General features: G+C 56.3%; 16 protein-coding genes, 1 tRNA gene and 1 pseudogene. 7 read left to right on the top strand and 11 right to left on the bottom strand.

Translation table 11 applies throughout. The features are described 5' to 3' along the window. From ACRZ9U_RS04930 to ACRZ9U_RS04910, 5 genes and pseudogenes are all read right to left on the bottom strand, one after another. A pseudogene (locus ACRZ9U_RS04930) lies at nt 1-145 on the bottom strand (glutamine synthetase); the annotation flags it as partial. Between the two features lie 90 nt (nt 146-235). Next, a complete protein-coding gene (locus ACRZ9U_RS04925; protein WP_170401173.1) occupies nt 236-1,270 on the bottom strand; it encodes a TRAP transporter substrate-binding protein in 1,035 nt (344 codons plus the stop codon). A gap of 51 nt (nt 1,271-1,321) precedes the next feature. After that, the gene (locus ACRZ9U_RS04920; RefSeq protein ID WP_170391787.1) at nt 1,322-2,641 is read right to left on the bottom strand and encodes a TRAP transporter large permease; all 1,320 of its coding nucleotides are present in this window, start codon (nt 2,639-2,641) and stop codon (nt 1,322-1,324) included. Continuing rightward, nucleotides 2,638-3,222: a TRAP transporter small permease subunit gene (locus ACRZ9U_RS04915; protein ID WP_170401175.1), complete on the bottom strand. Its 585-nt coding sequence runs from the start codon at nt 3,220-3,222 to the stop codon at nt 2,638-2,640. Before ACRZ9U_RS04915 ends, ACRZ9U_RS04920 begins: the two co-directional genes overlap by 4 nt. Next, nucleotides 3,219-4,010, bottom strand: coding sequence for an N-formylglutamate amidohydrolase (locus tag ACRZ9U_RS04910; RefSeq protein WP_170401177.1), 792 nt, complete (start codon nt 4,008-4,010; stop codon nt 3,219-3,221). The genes ACRZ9U_RS04915 and ACRZ9U_RS04910 overlap by 4 nt, the downstream gene beginning before the upstream one ends. Nucleotides 4,011-4,138: 128 nt before the next feature. Between ACRZ9U_RS04910 and ACRZ9U_RS04905 the strand changes: the two genes are divergently transcribed. Beyond that, nucleotides 4,139-5,002 (top strand): MurR/RpiR family transcriptional regulator, encoded by an 864-nt coding sequence (locus ACRZ9U_RS04905; RefSeq protein ID WP_480901329.1) that lies wholly within the window; start codon nt 4,139-4,141, stop codon nt 5,000-5,002. Nucleotides 5,003-5,846: 844 nt separating this feature from the next. On the opposite strand, the gene ACRZ9U_RS04900 is transcribed toward ACRZ9U_RS04905, so the two are convergent. Next, nucleotides 5,847-6,521, bottom strand: a complete 675-nt coding sequence (locus tag ACRZ9U_RS04900) for a TIGR04283 family arsenosugar biosynthesis glycosyltransferase (RefSeq protein ID WP_170401181.1) — start codon at nt 6,519-6,521, stop codon at nt 5,847-5,849. A gap of 73 nt (nt 6,522-6,594) precedes the next feature. Here ACRZ9U_RS04900 and ygfZ point away from each other — a divergent pair, with 73 nt between their 5' ends. Continuing rightward, a complete protein-coding gene (ygfZ, locus tag ACRZ9U_RS04895) occupies nt 6,595-7,332 on the top strand; it encodes a CAF17-like 4Fe-4S cluster assembly/insertion protein YgfZ (RefSeq protein WP_170401183.1) in 738 nt (245 codons plus the stop codon). Nucleotides 7,333-7,438: 106 nt separating this feature from the next. Further along, nucleotides 7,439-8,374 (top strand): ABC transporter transmembrane domain-containing protein, encoded by a 936-nt coding sequence (locus tag ACRZ9U_RS04890; RefSeq protein WP_170391799.1) that lies wholly within the window; start codon nt 7,439-7,441, stop codon nt 8,372-8,374. Between the two features lie 44 nt (nt 8,375-8,418). Here ACRZ9U_RS04890 and efp read toward each other — a convergent pair whose 3' ends face one another. Then, nucleotides 8,419-8,982 (bottom strand): elongation factor P, encoded by a 564-nt coding sequence (gene efp, locus ACRZ9U_RS04885; protein ID WP_170391801.1) that lies wholly within the window; start codon nt 8,980-8,982, stop codon nt 8,419-8,421. Between the two features lie 219 nt (nt 8,983-9,201). Between efp and ACRZ9U_RS04880 the strand changes: the two genes are divergently transcribed. Beyond that, nucleotides 9,202-9,522, top strand: coding sequence for a DUF6280 family protein (locus ACRZ9U_RS04880; protein ID WP_008757056.1), 321 nt, complete (start codon nt 9,202-9,204; stop codon nt 9,520-9,522). Between the two features lie 73 nt (nt 9,523-9,595). On the opposite strand, the gene ACRZ9U_RS04875 is transcribed toward ACRZ9U_RS04880, so the two are convergent. Further along, nucleotides 9,596-10,165 carry a cobalamin biosynthesis protein CobQ gene (locus ACRZ9U_RS04875; protein WP_170401185.1) on the bottom strand — a complete coding sequence of 190 codons (570 nt, stop codon included), beginning with the start codon at nt 10,163-10,165 and terminating at the stop codon, nt 9,596-9,598. Nucleotides 10,166-10,225: 60 nt separating this feature from the next. On the opposite strand from ACRZ9U_RS04875, the gene ACRZ9U_RS04870 reads away from it, so the two are divergent. After that, on the top strand, nt 10,226-11,683 hold the full coding sequence (locus tag ACRZ9U_RS04870) for a cobyric acid synthase (RefSeq protein ID WP_170401187.1): 1,458 nt from the start codon (nt 10,226-10,228) through the stop codon (nt 11,681-11,683). 3 nt (nt 11,684-11,686) lie between these two features. Here ACRZ9U_RS04870 and ACRZ9U_RS04865 read toward each other — a convergent pair whose 3' ends face one another. The 3 genes from ACRZ9U_RS04865 to ACRZ9U_RS04855 all read right to left on the bottom strand — a co-directional run bounded on the left by ACRZ9U_RS04865 (nt 11,687) and on the right by ACRZ9U_RS04855 (nt 14,665). Next, nucleotides 11,687-12,424, bottom strand: coding sequence for a hypothetical protein (locus ACRZ9U_RS04865; protein ID WP_170401189.1), 738 nt, complete (start codon nt 12,422-12,424; stop codon nt 11,687-11,689). Between the two features lie 73 nt (nt 12,425-12,497). Next, on the bottom strand, nt 12,498-13,916 hold the full coding sequence (locus tag ACRZ9U_RS04860) for a TolC family outer membrane protein (RefSeq protein WP_170391809.1): 1,419 nt from the start codon (nt 13,914-13,916) through the stop codon (nt 12,498-12,500). A gap of 95 nt (nt 13,917-14,011) precedes the next feature. Continuing rightward, nucleotides 14,012-14,665 carry a protein-L-isoaspartate O-methyltransferase family protein gene (locus tag ACRZ9U_RS04855; RefSeq protein ID WP_480901326.1) on the bottom strand — a complete coding sequence of 218 codons (654 nt, stop codon included), beginning with the start codon at nt 14,663-14,665 and terminating at the stop codon, nt 14,012-14,014. 225 nt (nt 14,666-14,890) lie between these two features. Here ACRZ9U_RS04855 and ACRZ9U_RS04850 point away from each other — a divergent pair. Further along, nucleotides 14,891-14,964, top strand: a tRNA-Cys gene (locus ACRZ9U_RS04850). 409 nt (nt 14,965-15,373) lie between these two features. After that, nucleotides 15,374-16,648 (top strand): tyrosine-type recombinase/integrase, encoded by a 1,275-nt coding sequence (locus ACRZ9U_RS04845; protein ID WP_480901324.1) that lies wholly within the window; start codon nt 15,374-15,376, stop codon nt 16,646-16,648. The last annotated feature ends 17 nt before the right edge of the window (nt 16,649-16,665 follow it).

The raw sequence follows: 16,665 nt of genomic DNA, 5'->3' as shown, positions 1-16,665 counted from the left end.
GCGTCTCTTCCCACGCCCCCGCAACAAAATGACCCGCATGAAACCGCTTGCCCATCAAACGGCCCTGCATGTCAACCAGACAAACCAATACCGTATCAATCTCGCCAGACGAAACCTCAGCCTTCAAATGCTCAAATGTCAGCATACAATACCTCTGTGATATGCGAGAATTTTCGACGAAAATTCTTTGTCCCTGTAACGACCGGCCCGCGAAAGAACGGGCCGGTCCAGTATTTTATCCGTAACGATAGGGCCGCCCGGCCTTGAGCATTTCGGCGTTGTAGCGCTTGAAGATATCCACGACCTTTGCCTTGGTATCGGATTCCGCAGCAATTTCGTCCCAGAACTTAACAGCAGCTTCTTCAACCGTCGCCCACTCTTCATCCGGGATGGTCGTCAATTGCATCTTGGTACCGTTAACCCGTAGGTTGGCCTCGCCGCCCCAATACCACCACTGGCGGTAGTAGTGCGACTGGTCACAGCAGACCTTGAACAGAGTTTGCAGATCTTCCGGCAGCTCATTCCAGCGATCCATATTGGCAAAGAAGTGGCCGGCCCAGGCCCCCGAAATATTGTTGGTTAGGAAGTAGTTAGTCACATCCGCCCAACCCACGGTGTAGTCTTCGGTGATGCCCGACCAGGCAATACCGTCCAACTCGCCGGTTTGAACTGCAACTTCGATGTCTTCCCACGGCAGTGTGACGGGTACCACGCCAAACTGGCTGAGGAACCGGCCTGCTGTCGGGAAGGTGAAGATGCGTTTGCCCTTCATATCCTCCAGCGAATTGATCGGATCCTTGGTCGCAAAGTGACACGGGTCCCACGCGCCGGCGCTGATGTGTTTAACGCCAACCTTCGAATACTCTTCGTCCCAGATTTCGTTCAAGCCCCACTGGTTGAACAGCACCGGTACGTCCAGCGAATAGCGCGAAGCGAACGGGAAGTAGCCGCCGAAAACAGTGACTTCGGTGGGCGAAGCCATCGAGTCATCATCCGATTGAACCGCGTCGATGGTTCCCTTCTGCATAGCGCGGAACAGCTCTCCGGTCGGGACCAGTTGATCGGCGTAGAACAGCTCGATCTGCATACGGTCACCGGCGATCTGGTTGAACATCTTGATAGCCGGGTCGATCACATGCTCGGCCAGTGCAGGACCGGCATATGTCTGCATCCGCCATGTGATCGTGCTTTGCGCCAGTGCAGGCGTTGCCAAAGGTGCCGCCGCAACCCCTATCCCCGCAGTTTTCAGAAACTTACGTCTTGTCGTCATGTCAATTTCCTCTCCGTTTAAGTTTGGGTGCCCGTGTGTCGGGCCTTCTGGTTAATTTCCGTAAACATACCCGGGCAGCCACAAGGCGATCTCGGGAAATATCATGATTATTGCGAGCGCCAGGATCATCACCCCGACAAAGGGCACGATTGAGCGGTAAATGTCCCGCAGGCTGATTTCTGGCGGAGCCATTGCGCGCATCAGGAACAGGTTGTAGCCGAATGGCGGCGTCATATACGCGATCTGGGTGGTGATGGTGTAAAGTACACCGTACCAGATCAGATCGAAGCCAAGCGCCCCCACGAGCGGCACATAGAGCGGCGCCACGATGACGAGCATTGCGGTGTCGTCCAGGAACGTGCCCATGATGATAAAGCTGAGCTGCATCAGGATCAGGATCAGCCACGGTGACAGCCCCAACTGCTCGGTGAACAGGTTCTCGATGGCCTTGACCGCGCCCAGCCCGTCAAACACCGCGCCGAAGCCTAGCGCCGCAAGGATGATCCACATGAACATGCACGAGATGGCCAAGGTTTGCTTGGTACAGTCCTCGAAAATCTTCCACGTCATCCGACGTTTGAGGACTGACGCCACAAGCGCCGCCAACGCTCCGATGGCCGAACTTTCTACCAATGAGGTCCAACCGTTCACGAACGGCAGCATCATCGCAGCGAAAATCATCAATGGCAGTGCCCCGGCCCAGAGCAGACGGAGTTTCTCGGACCTCGGGACCTCGTGCGCGTCTTCCATCGCTGGTCCCAGATGCGGTTGAAGCCGGCAACGAATCCAGATGTAGAGGATGAACAAAGACGCCATCAGCAGCCCCGGCACAATGCCTGCCAGCCAAAGTTGACCGACGGGTTGCCGCGCGATCATGGCATAAAGCACCAGAACTACCGAGGGCGGCACAAGAATTCCCAAGCTCGACCCGGCCTGAATGACCCCCGTCACCATGGTCTTGTCGTATCCGCGCCGCAGCAGTTCAGGCAGCGCAATCGTCGCCCCGATGGCCATACCGGCCACGCTAAGCCCGTTCATGGCCGAGACCAGCACCATCAGGCCGATGGTGCCGATGGCAAGCCCACCGTTCACCGGCCCCATCCAGACGTGGAACATGCGATAGAGGTCATCGGCCAGACGACTTTCGCTCAGGACATAGCCCATGAAGATGAACATCGGCAGGGTCAGCAGCGGGTACCATTTCATCAGCTTCATCGCCGCCGAAAACGGAATGTCCTGCCCGCCTGTCCCCCAGAGCGCCAGTGCCGCAATGGCTGCGACGGCACCAATGGCACCAAAGACGCGCTGCCCTGTGAACAGCATCAGCATCATCGAAGCGAACATGAAGATTGCGATAAATTCCTGGCTCATGCCCGCGCTGCCCCGATCTCTTGCCCGTTGATCCGCGCAATGTCTTTGAAAAATTCTGATATCGCCTGCAGCAGCATCAGGAAGAAGCCGAAGACCATGATCGCCTTGACCGGCCAGATGTATGGCCGCCACGCGGTGGAGGATCGTTCTAGCCGTCCGACCTCTTCGCTGCCGGTCAGAAGGCCTGTGAAATAGGCGACAGGCTCATCACCCCAATAGCCCAGGCTGTACGCCGTGGATCCAAGCCCACCGTAGAACAGTACACCCAGATAAAGGATCAGCAGCAGTACCGTGAAGGCATCGAACCAGGCTTTCCGGCGATGGCTCCAATTATGATAAAACAGATCCATTCGCACGTTCGAACCCAGTTGGATCGAATACGGCCCCCCCATGATGTAATAAGTCACCATCGCAAACTGCGCCATTTCTAGCGTCCAGAGCGAAGGCAGAAAGAAGGTCTTCGAGATCGAGGACCACAGCAGGATGCCCATCATCACGAACAGGCCCCAAATCATGACCCGCCCGATCCGGTAGTTCACCGCATCGACTACACGCACATATGCTGACATTGCCTTGATCATTCGCCCACCCCGCTACAGAACGGAGCAATGGTACGATTGATCCACGGGGCCAGACAATCGGCCATGACCCGCTGCTGCTCGGCCGTCTGAATCAGATCATTCCGGATCTCGATCATGACGTTCAACAATCGGTTGGGCGCTGCGTGAAGATCCAAAGTGTGCGCCACCCCGTCTGCCGCCGAATAGGGTTCGTTCAATCGAGTAACCAGGGGCAGCTCGTGCGCGGCGCTGGCCAACATCGCCTTGGCAAAGCGGGCGTCCTGGCCATGCAGCAAACCAAGCTCAACATCGCGCGGTGTTCCGCGGTATATCGGCGTGAAACTATGAACCGTCACCATGAGTTTTAGCGTGCGGTGATGACGGATCAGAACATCCTCTAGCCCTTGGCAAAACGGCACATATACGCCTTCAATCCGCTGCTGACGCGCATTGGCGCTCAGTTCAAGGTTCGCCGGGATCGGTGTGTCTTCACTGCATTCCGGCATAGCATCGGGGGCTTCAGGAGGGCGGTTGCAGTCATAAACCAGCCTCGACACCCCGCCATGCACCAGCACGCCGTTCAACTGCTGGGCCAGTGCCTGTGCAACCGGCAGCGCGCCCGGGTCCCACGCGATATGGCTGCGCAGTGCCTCGACACTTAGCCCCATGTCCCCCAGTCCGTCCGGGATACGATGCGAGGCGTGTTCGCACACCACCACAACCGAAGGCTCTTCCGGCGCGTCGTCGATGTGAACGACGGGACCGAAATCAGGCTGAGCAGAGGTGAGAGTGGCGCTACGTGATTCCATTTGGAAAAAATTCCACAGAGGTTCTTAACCTGTCAATAAATTTCCTGTATAAAATTCCCCAAGTCAGATTGCATTGTCAAATTTTCCACATAAACATGGGTAGAAAGGGAAAGGAGTATTCCGTGCGAGTGACAGAAAGGCTCCTTGCGCATCGCGAAATGATGACACCGACCGAGCGGCAGTTGGTCAACGTGCTGCTGGATGATTACCCCATGGCAGGGCTTGGCAGCATTACCGAGCTGGCCAGTATCGCCTCGGTTTCCACCGCCACGGTTGCGCGGATGCTTCAGAAAACCGGCTTTGATGGCTATCCGCAGTTTCAGTTCGCGATACGTAGCGAAGTGAAAGAGATGATCTCGGGGCCCGTCGCCAAACGGGATGTCTGGCAGAATGACTTACCTGAAGAACACATTCTCAACCGCTACTCCCGCCAAGCGCTTGAGAACCAGCGGCGTTCGATTGATGAGGTCGACCCGGATGAGTTTGACAGTTTCTGCCGTATGCTTTGCGATCCCAAACGGCGTGTTTTCATCACCGGCGGACGCATAACCGGGACCCTGGCGCAATATCTCTACCTCCACCTGCAGATGATCCGTCCTGATGTGAAGCTGCTGTCAGATGCAGCGTCGTGGACTCACGATCTGCTCGAAGTGCGCGAAGGCGACGTGCTGGTGGCCTTGGATGTGCGGCGTTATGAGAACACTACTTTGTTGATCGGGCAGCTTTGCCATGAACGCGGGGCCGAGGTTGTCCTGCTGACGGATCAATGGCGATCCCCCATCCACCGGCTGGCGAAACACACCTTTGCGGTAAGGATCGCAGTGCCTTCGGCATGGGATTCCATGACTTCGCTAATGGTGCTATTGGAATGCGCCATTGCCGAAATGCAGGAACGTCTCTGGGACAGTGTCAAGCAGCGCACGGACGAGTTAGAGCAGGCCTTTGACCGGACGAAGCTGTTTCGCAAGTTCGGCCAAAGCTCGGGGTCCTGACGTCAGGTAGCGACGTTTCATAAGGTACAACTGCGCGTGAGCCCTGTTGTCAGACGCTGCGCAGACCGTACACTCCAGCGTATGACATTCATCGCTGAAAACCAATTACCTCTGCTGATACTGGCCTTTATGATCGGCCTGTTTGGCACAGGATTTCTGTTCCGCAAACCTGCAGGGCATCGGGCGTGGAAACTGGCGGATCTGGTCTGGGTCGTATTGGGTGGGATCGGTGCGCTGGTCGCCGTGTTGGCCGGGCTTTACACCTCGGACAGTTCGCGGCTGGACCGGCAGATCGACGTTGCTTATGCCGCCACGCTTGCATTCGACCGTGATGCCGCGCGGTTTCGGCTGAGGTTCTGTGACCCCGCTTACGACCCGGATACAGCTGTTTTGTGCGAAAAGGTAGAGTTTCTGTCCGCCTCAACCGCAAGCAATGCCGATTTACCGTTGTTCATCGCGGTCACGAACGAAGTAGCCCCGCTTCAAGGCCTGCATTTTCTATTCGGCCGCACGTCGAGTGATGACATGGATGAGGCCCGCGAGATGGCCGCGAAAGCGGATGCCTTCAGCATCGATCAATTTCTCGTCTTCACATCTCTGGACGATGATACACAAACCGCAATTGACAACATGCGGCGCAAGGTGCCTGCGATTGCCGGTGATTATCTGATCCTGGCCCAAAGCTATGACGATCTGATCGAACAGGTCGGCAAGCTCAAGGATGAATGGGAATATCTGCAGGCGAATGCGCATATTTTGGTACTACAGATCATTGCCCTATGTCTGGTAAGTTTTGCTGCACCGTTCCGTCTGGGCAAATCCATCGTTGAGCTACGCACAGCCTTCAACGCCGATACGACTGCGCCAGAAGATGCGGATCAGCCCCCAGAAAGTACCGCGCCAGAGTCCAAAGGTTCCGCGCGCCCCGCCGAATCCAACCCTGACGGATATAGCGTTCCGCACTCGTAACCGCGTCTGCTTTCAACAGCACCGGGCGCGGCAAAGCGCGGATCAAGGCGACATCCTCCATCAGTGGCTGATCTGGGAATCCTCCGACAGAGTCATAATCCCTGCGGCGTACCAACAGCCCCTGATCGCCGTAGGGCAAACCAAACACTCTGCTACGCAGGTTGGCCCAACCAGCAACCCAGCGGGCACCAATCCCACTGACGCGAAACCGCAATCGGAAGGCTGCTGGTCTGTGCGAACGCAGATGCTCTGCCACGATGGCGCTCCAGCCTGACTGCAACTCGGTGTCGGCATGCAGGATCAGCAGCCAGTCGCCAGATGCTTTGGCACACCCCCTTTGCAACTGCCCTCCCCTTGACGCCGGACCTGTTACGATCATGGCTCCGGCTTCATCCGCCATCTCAAGTGTTGGGTCATCTGAGCCGCCATCGGTCACGATTAACTCTCGGATCAGGCCTGAATGAAGCCCTTCCATCAAAGCCTGCAGCGTTCCCGGCAGGGAATGCCCCGAATTCAGGGTCGGAATCACGATGCTGATCGGGGCGGACACGTCTGAAACCCTCTGGTCATGGCGGCGCGATTTCCTATATCACGAAGCCAGACGAATTGACGAGGATCAACCCATGTCCAATCGCCGCATTCTGCGCCTGACCGGCAACGATACTGATAGCTTTCTGCAGGGGCTGATCACAAATGACGTGCAGCGGCTGGACGACGGGCTGGTCTACGCCGCCCTTCTGACCCCGCAGGGCAAGTACCTGGCTGACTTCTTTCTCAAACGAGACGGTGAGTCGGTGCTGCTGGATGTGGCCGAAGTGCTGGCCGACGGGCTTGCCAAACGACTGACGATGTACAAGCTGCGTGCAGATGTGACCATCGACCAGACCGACCTGAACGTACAACGCGGCACCGGCCCCGCGCCCGAGGGCGCCCTACCCGACCCGCGGCATCCTGATCTGGGATGGCGCGCTTATTCTACCGCTCTGGAAAGTGATGACGGTACGGACTGGGATGCGATCCGCGTCCGTCACTGTATCCCCGAAACCAGCATCGAACTGACGCCAGACAGCTATATTCTTGAGTCCGGGTTCGAGGCGCTGAATGGCTTGGACTTCAAGAAGGGCTGCTATGTCGGACAAGAGGTCACCGCGCGCATGAAGCACAAGACTGAGTTGCGCAAAGGTTTGCGCGTTGTCGAGATCGCGGGCACCGCTCCGGTCGGGACCGAGATTCACTCCAGTGGTAAACCCGCCGGGGTGTTGTTTACACAGTCTGGCGGAAGGGCGATCGCATACCTTCGGCTGGATCGCGCGGGGGACGACATGCAGGCGGGTGGCGCGACGCTAAAACTGCCAGGTTGATTTTGTTGCTGAACCGGCACGCCCATTCTTTTGAAACTGTTTGCGTATTTGACGCCGCCGGGCCGCGCGGTATCACTGACTGCAATTGGCCTAACGGGATACTTGCATGTTTCGCCTCTATACCGCGATATGGCGTGTCAGCGCCGGACGGCAAATCATCCTTATTCTGCTGTCATTGGCGGTGGCTGCGCTGGCGGCCGCTCCGCTTGAGTTCCAGCGCGACATCGTCAATCACCTGACATCTGATAGCATCGAAGTGGATCGCCTGCTGTTGCTGGGCGCCGGGATGATGGGCGTCATCCTGTTGAGCCTTACGTTGAAATGGGTGCTCGGGTATCGCTCTGGAACGCTGGGCGAGGACATCATCCGACTGATCCGGGGACGGTTGCTTGCCCGATCAATCGATCTCAGCGAAGAGGGGCAAGACCTTCGTTCGGGCACGATGACAACGGCCGTATCCGCTGAGGCGGAAGAGCTGGGCAAGTTCGCAGGCGGTGCATTTTCTGACCCCGTGGTGCAAATCGGCACATTGATCAGCGTAATCGGCTACATCTCTTCCACCCAACCGGGGTTGGGCTTGATTGCACTTTCCATGATCGTTCCGCAGATCATTATCGTTCTGGCCTCTCAGCGAAAAGTGAACATCTTCGTGGCCGAGCGTGTTCGAATCCTGCGCAGCGCGACCGACCGCTTGACGCACGAGGATATTGAGGCGGCATCGCGAGCGATTGAGAAACAGTTCGACGAGATATTCGAGACCCGCCGCAAGATGTTCATCTGGAAACTCTCGGCCAAGTTCCTGCTGAGTGTCATCAACGGCGCAGGGACTGTTGGGATTCTGATGCTGGGCGGCTGGCTAGTGTTGCAGGGTAAAACCGATGTCGGCACCGTCGTGGCCGCGATAAGCGGTCTCGGACGCATTCAAGGCCCGACCGCTTTCTTGATCGCGTTCTACCGACAGGTCAGCGCCAATCGCATCAAGTACGAACTGATGCTGGAGCTGTTTGGAGATCATCCCGAGCGCTATCGCATTCGGACCTAAAAAAGGGCCGCAGAGCGACCCTTTTGCACCGAACTATCGTCCGCTTACGCGCGTTCGGAATATTCCATGGTCTCGGTATTCACTACGATCATCTCATCCTGCCCGATAAAAGGCGGCACCATGACCTTGACGCCATTGTCCAGAACCGCTGGCTTAAACGAGTTCGCCGCAGTCTGACCCTTCACAACCGGCTCGGTCTCGACGATCTTGCAGGTCACTTTTTGGGGCAGCGTGGCGTTCAGCGCCTCGCTTTCATAAAACTCCACAACGATAGTCATGCCGTCCTGCAGAAACGGGCGGCGCTCACCCAGCAGTTCCGAAGGCAGTTCGATCTGCTCGTAGGTCTCGGAGTCCATGAACACCAGCATGCCATCGGATTCGTACAGGAACTGCTGATCCTTCTGCTCAAGGCGCACGCGTTCGACCTTGTCGGCCGAACGGAAGCGTTCGTTCAGCTTTGAGCCATTGCGCAGGTTGCGCAGCTCGACCTGGGCAAAAGCTCCGCCTTTGCCGGGCTTTACGTGATCCACTTTGACCGCCGCCCACAGTCCGTCATTATGCTCAAGCACATTGCCGGGGCGAATTTCGTTCCCATTTATCTTGGGCATGACTTAAATCCTTCACAAACGGTTGATGCGTCAGTTCTGGTCCCTATATCTGGCGTGACCACACCTGACAAGACAACGAAACCTAGTGCTGCACCTGCAGCGAGCCATGCAAATGACGCAACGCAACTATGCATTTTAGGTGTATCCGAATCGCATGTAATAGGTCATAAGGACCGTCACGCCGAAAATTGCAAGAGCAAGAAAAACAGGAAAGACGAGATGAGAGATTTCGTTGACGGCACTGCCTTTAACAACGAACAAGGCAATCGTGCACGCAAACTTTTCGCAGCCGTTGTACTGGCTGCTTTGGATGATGCCATCGCCGACGACAAGAAGTATGGCAACGGACCGGAACAAATTGCCCGTTGGGCGCGTTCGCGCGATGGGCGCGAAGTACTATCGTGCGCCGGCATCGACCCCAATGAGCGGGTTGTAGGCGGGCTGATGGAATTTGTTGGTCGCGGCGTACGGACGTCTGTCGCCCTGTCCCGCGAAGAAAGCGAACGCCGGAATGCGGCTCAGCAGGCCGAAGCTGCCTGATTGTTCCCCGCATCCGATTGAAAAAACGCGCCCTGACATCGGGGCGCGTTTTTCTTTGGGCTGATTGGTCAGATCAAAAATACATGATCCATTGCCACGCCACCCAAAGCTCGGCCGTCAGTAACAGCGCAAAGAACAGTTTTGCCGAAACCGACAGGCCGCGCTGCCAAAGCACCACATAGGCGGCAATGCAAATCGTCACTGAGATCGGCGCGATCCAAGCTGCATGATGTGTGCTGTCCCAATAGCTGATCGGACTGTGAAAGACCCATGAACTGATCGGCCAGAACTGCGGTCGGCCATCGCCTGCGTGCAATAGGAAATCCATCACCAAATGAAGTATCCCTGCGGATGCGCCAATGGTCAGCAGGTGCCAGCCGCGCCACAGCCCGAGTGCAAGTGCCACTCCCCACAAAATGAACGAGTTATCGATGGCGAATACGGTTTGCCACGCTGCTGAAAAGTAAAGCTGATCAAACACCACCTGTGCCGGGATGTTCAGGATGTGCAGCGAAACGCCGGCCATCAAGTATAGCGACAAATCCGGCAACAAGGAACCAAACAGAGCTGCCCATAGCGTCGCGCCCCGGGCCGGGCGGGCAAAAACAGCAGCACCGATCAAAAGATGCGCAGGCGTATTCATATGGGGCTTTTCCTTTGGCCTTAAATCAGGTCATCTGCGCCCGAGCATAGGAGACAGGCCATGGCGCGGTCCATCATGATTCAAGGCACCGGCAGCAATGTCGGCAAATCGGTTTTGGTGGCCGGGTTGGCCCGTGCCTATACGCGACGCGGGTTGCGCGTGGCTCCGTTCAAGCCGCAGAACATGTCGAACAATGCCGCTGTTACGGAAAACGGCGGCGAAATCGGGCGCGCGCAAGCCCTGCAGGCGCGGGCGGCCAAACGACCGACGCATACGGATATGAACCCAATCCTGCTCAAACCCGAAACCGATACCGGCGCGCAGATCATTCTTCAGGGCCAGCGCGCAGGCACGATGAAAGCGGGCGATTATCGCAAGGACAAGTCCAAGCTGCTGGGGGCAGCTCTGGAAAGCTTTGAAAGGCTTTGCAGCGACGCTGATCTGGTGTTGATCGAAGGCGCGGGTAGTCCGGCAGAAACTAATCTGCGCAAGGGTGACATCGCCAATATGGGATTTGCCTGTGCCGCACAGGTTCCGGTGGTTCTGGTGGGCGACATTCATCGGGGTGGCGTGATCGCTCAGATCGTGGGGACGCAAGCCGTCTTGGAGGCCGGGGACCTTGCGATGATCCGGGGCTTTGCAATTAACCGCTTCAAGGGCGATGTCTCCCTGTTCGATGAAGGGCGCGACGATATCGCATCCCGGACCGGCTGGCCCTGTATGGGCGTGGTGCCCTGGTTCCATGATGCATGGAAGCTGCCGGCAGAAGATATGATGGACATCCGCTCTCATACCGGAGGGGCATGCAAGATCGCTGTGCCTCAGCTTGAGCGGATGGCCAATTTCGACGATCTCGACCCGCTTTCCGCCGAACCGGGCGTTACGGTCGAGATCATCCCAGCAGGCCGCCCCCTGCCCGGAGATGCCGATCTGGTGCTGTTGCCGGGCAGCAAGTCTACAATCGGCGATCTGGCCTATTTCCGCGCGCAGGGCTGGGATATCGACCTTTATGCCCATGTCCGCCGCGGGGGTCATGTTCTGGGCCTGTGCGGGGGTTATCAGATGCTGGGCAAAACCATCTCGGACCCCGATGGCGTCGATGGACGCCCCGGTCAGGTCGAAGGGTTGGGATTGCTGGATGTCAGCACGACAATGGCCGGAGAAAAGCAGGTTATCCTGCGCTCAGCAACCGCCCTGCCCGGTCATGAACCCGTCAGCGGATATGAGATCCACATGGGCCGTACTGATGGCCCGGATTGCGCTCGGGCCTGGCTGCAGATCGAAGGTCGCCCGGAAGGTGCCGCCAGCGCCAATGGGCGCATACGCGGCAGCTATCTGCATGGGATTTTCACCTCGGACACGTTTCGCGCCAGCTATCTGGCAGAGCTGGGCGTGACATCGGAAACAGCTTACGAAGACGGCGTCGAACAAGTGCTGGACGACCTTGCCGACCATCTGGAACAGCATATGGATCTGGATCTGCTTCTCGCGATGGCGCAGACGCCACGCACCAGTTAAGCCTCAGTCAATATCCGCTGCGGCGATCGCCCGCGTGATCTCACGCCGAACCATCTTGCGCAGGTTTTTCGTGATCCGTTCGCCCAGCGCGCCCTGCAGCTCTTCCCGGACGATCTGGGCGACGAGTTCGCGCAATTCCTCTTCTCCGATTGTCACATCGGTCGGCTTCTGTGCCATATCTTCCACCACCTCCGGGTCGCGAATAAATGTGGCTTCGGATTTTGGTTCAGCCGCCTGAGACTGCGCAAAAGCTCTGTCTGCCGGCCATTCAACAGCCTGCGTCTTGGTGCCAGAGTAGTCGTCATCGCTCTCGCCATCGGGCTCCCACTGATCCTCGGTGCGCGCGATAGCAGCTTCCAAAGCTTCAATCTTGGCGCTGAGGCTTCCCGCTAGGTCGCGCTTTGGTGCGTCTGCCTTGGCGTCGACATCACCAGCGCGCACAATATCGCTGGGTTGCAGCCGCATCGGTTCGGCAGGGTTGCTTGGCGCATTTGCGGCCTGCTTTGGGGTACTGTCACCCGCGCTATGCTGGGGCATCAGTTTCAAGGGCGCGGCCTTCTTGGCGATCAGCGGTTCATTGCTGACGCGCAGCGCATCCGTTAAAACCAATCGGCCCGGCTTGGCAGCCGGGGCCGTCGGAACAAAGATGAATTCTGATTCGTCATGCGCGTCCTCGTCGACCATTCGCTTAACCGACGAAAGAACGTCCTGAATATTGGCGCTTACAACACGATCTGACATTATTTTCTACCGCTCTAACCTAGGCCCGATTGTAGCCAATCTGAGCCAGCGCCACAACAGGTAGCGATGCCCTTTAGTCGCGGCGCAATGCCTTGAGCACTCGATCCAGATCGCGGCTTTGCTTACTGACCTGCGACGGCGCCTTTTTCACGAGGTTGTAATACAGGGTCGGATCATAGATCTGCACTGCAAGACCCAAACGCTCTGCCGTCAACAGCCCCTGGGCTTGCAGCAGTTCATATGCAGCCCGCGACCGCTCGGTTCGGGATGCTACCTCGGCCAATTGCGCGTCCAGCAAATCCTGCTGGGCATTCAGGACGTCCAAGGTCGTCCGTGCACCCAACGTTGCTTCTTCACGAATACCGTCAAACGCCACCTGCGAAGCACGAACCCGTTCCGTTGACGCCCGCAGGCTTGCAGTTGCCGCCTGAAACGCAGCATAGCGATCGGCAACACCTTGTGTGATGTCTTTCTGAACGTTCAGAAGGTTGGCACGCGACGCATCACGAGTTGCCATCGCACGACGCACCGCTGCCGCCAGACCGCCACCAGAATAGATCGGCTGATTGAAGTTCAGTGAGATCGTCGCATCGTTGATGTAATCGTCATTGTCGTAGCTCTCGGTAATGCCCGCATCCGCATTCAGGCTAACATTCGGACCCAGATTTGCACGCTGCTGCTGCACGATCAGGTCCAGCGCACGCACCTGATGCTGTGCGGAAAGAATCGCAGGGTGGTTACGCTGAGCCAAATTCACCGCATCCGCCTCTGAACGCGGCAGGTTGGGCAGCCTTGGCTGGCCAGCCGTCCGCCCAGGTGTCTTGCCAACGGCGTTTACGTATTCAGCCTGAGCAATGCTCAGGTTACCACGTGCGACCGCCAAATCAGCCTGAGAGCTGGCCAATTGTGCCTCGGACAGGGCAACGTCTGTACGTGTAACCTCACCTACTTCAAAGCGATCCTGCGATGCGCGCAGTTCTTCCGCCGACACTTCCACGTTGTTCTGGCGGATCGCAACCGTCTCTTCCTGCAGCAGAACACCCAGATAGGCGTTCGCGGCTCTGATCAGGATTTGTTGTTCAATATCAATAAGAGACTGACGGGTGGATAGCACAGTTTCCTGCGCCGATTGCTTGCCAAGGATGGAAGCGCCACCGTCATAGATCAACTGGCTCAGCGTGAGACCGGAAAAAAAGCTCGAAGGCTCGCGCGTCGTGATCAAGCTGCTCGTGTTGGTGCGCGTGTAATCCCGGCTCACCCGCACGGTCCAGTTGATGATCGGACGCAGCGCTGAGAGCGCAATGGCGACATCTTCATCCGCTGCGCGTAACAAGGCACGGTTCTGCTCAAGCAGGCCGCTGGTGTTATACGCGCCGATGAATGCATCGGTCAGATTATCTGCCCAAACCGACCTTCCGGGCATCACACTTAATGCAACACCAGCAGCCAAAGTCAGGCCTTTGACCAGCTTTCCTGTCGTCGTCCCGCGCATAACTAAGTCCTCTCAAATCGAAATTACGCAACCACCAGCGCAGTTTGCGCCGGTGTTTTCAAGTAATCAAGGCATCAAAATACTTCTATTGCCAACTATAGCGAAAATGCACACTCAGCGCAAAATGCGGGCAAAATCGGTGCGCTAGCATTGAACGCAAATCGCCACGAGACACGGCCTGAGGACTTGAGACCCATACGAACCGTGCCAAGATCACCCTCCATGAACAGGCAAATGATCCGGCCCCCATCCTTGAGTTGATCCAGCAAAGTGTCTGAAAGCTGCTCGACCCCACCCTGAACCATGATCACATCGTAGGGTCCATGCTCAACCGCGCCTTGTTCAAGCGGTCCTTCATGAACAATAGCGTTGTCTACGTCAGCTTCCATCAGAAGCGTCTGAGCTTCAGCCGCCAATGCCGGGTCGGATTCCACGGCCACAACCAACTCTGCCATTCGTGCGGCAATTGCGGTTGAGTAACCCAGCCCCGGAGCGATATCCAGCACCACTTCATCATTGGAAATGTTGACTGCGTCCAACATCTTAGCCAGCGTCCTGGGCTCAAGCAGACAACGTCCATCACCCAACTCGACCAGATCACCAACATAGGCTGCCTCACGTTGCGCATCCGGCACGAAATTTTCGCGCGCAACGCTCAGCATCGCATCAATGATAGGGAACTTGGTCACATCCGAGGGCCTGACCTGAGTATCAACCATCGTAAGGCGCCGGGCTGCGAAATCTGTCATGTGATCGCTCATTCCTTATCAGACTGTTATCTGGCTTTTGCCACATCCGCCTGCCTGCAGCAACGGGCCAGATTGCATTTCCGGGCGCGGCAAAAACGTACCATTGGGGTATTGTCAAATTTCCAAACAAGACAGAAATAATCGCCCTCAAGGCTATGGACGTTCATCCTGAAAGCTGATAGAACGCCCCTCACACCACGGCAAGTTATTGATATTGCTTAAAAAGGCGAGTTGGCGGAGTGGTGACGCAGCGGATTGCAAATCCGTGTACACCGGTTCGATTCCGGTACTCGCCTCCATTTTATTCTAAATCATTGACTTAGCCCTATGGTGCTCGGGTGTGACACGAAGTGGGACACACCTACAATGATGCAGTCATCCTACCTAAGCCTTTCAAGACATGGCGTTTATTACTTCCGTTGGCCTATCCCTCCCTCTACAAAGGGAAAGCGGCGAACAATTCGGATTTCACTCAAAACACGCTGCCCAGATCGAGCAGGCACACTGGCTCGCTATCTCGCATCATATGGGCAGCTAATTAAGGGCAGCGGGGCATTGGCCGGACTTAGGCAGGATGAAATAAGGACCAAGGTCCAAGTATTCTTCAAGGCGCAACTGAATCAATACCTTACATGGTTGGATAGCCGTGGACTATCTCAGAACGCCCTACTCCACGCCCGAGAAGAACTGGCAGACCATGAAAGCTTCATGGAAATCAATAGTGCATTCCCTTTGTGGCTTCCAATTGAACGCTTCAAGAGCAAGATGAGCGTGTCAGACGCGGACTGGGATGCCAGCATGCCTAGGATCGCAACTGAGTTGAGGAAAGGCCGCAGGGACCTACTACAGCGCGTCTTAGAAGCCGCAGAACGCCTCGAGCACTATTCCTTCGACGACGCACCTACCGTCGTTGAAACCACTTCAACGCCCGCTCTGCCAACATCCACTTCTTTGGGAACTGCGGTTGATGACTTCATCGCAGAGCACTCGCGCCAATGGGCTGAAAAGACAATCGGACAAAACCGGGCCTATCTATCTATTCTGATTGAGTACTTCGGTCCGGAGAGACTGCTTGGAACCATAACCAAGCAAGATGCTAACGAAGTCAAAAAGGTGCTCCAGGCCTTACCTGCAAGCCGGAATACCAAGCCTGCCCTAAAAAACATGCCATTGATGGAAGTTATTAAGCTTCCGGGTCAGAAGAAGATCGCCCCAAAGACGACAAATAGCCATATACAAATGTTCAAGAGCTTCTTCGATTGGGCTGAGCGACACGGGTATTCGCCGCACACTCTCTTTGAAGGCATGAAAGTGGCAAAGGCTAAGAACAGCGCCACGGAACGCAAACCCTTTAAACCTGAACAAACCCGCGTGATCTACACCGAACTAACAGAAAACTCGTCCGGCCTAGTGCGCAATGAGAGCCACAAGTGGGGTATGTTGTTGGGAGTATTCACTGGTGCACGCCTAAACGAGATTTGCCAACTCGACATTGCGGATGTGCAACAGGAAGGCGGTGTATGGTACCTAAACATCACGGACGAAGGCGATGACAACAAGCGGGTTAAATCTGACGCTGGAAGGCGCAAAGTGCCTTTACACACCGAATTGATACGTCTGGGTTTCTTGGACTTTGTAGAGAGCAGGAAGTCAGGCAAACGCCTGTTCCCGGACTACAACTACAACGCCAATGGTGGATATGGGCGCAACCTAGGCCGCTGGTGTAATGAGAGTTTCCTGAAAAAGTTGGGAATCAAGGAACCGGGTTTAGTGTTTCACAGCTTTCGCCACACTATCGTTACGCGATTAAGCCAAGCCGGAGTATCTGAACCAATTGTTCAGTGCATAGTTGGCCACGCCCGATCTGGCGTAACGCAAGAGGTCTACAACAAGGAGGGGTACACATTAATCCAACTCAAAGACGCAATCGACAGTTACCAGATTGACCAAAATATATTGCTTCTCAGATCCGCTGCATCATAAGTCGGCTTTTGTGTTTT

The organism is Ruegeria sp. D7 (assembly GCF_056534355.1).
This window is presented reverse-complemented; position numbering and strand designations above follow the sequence as displayed.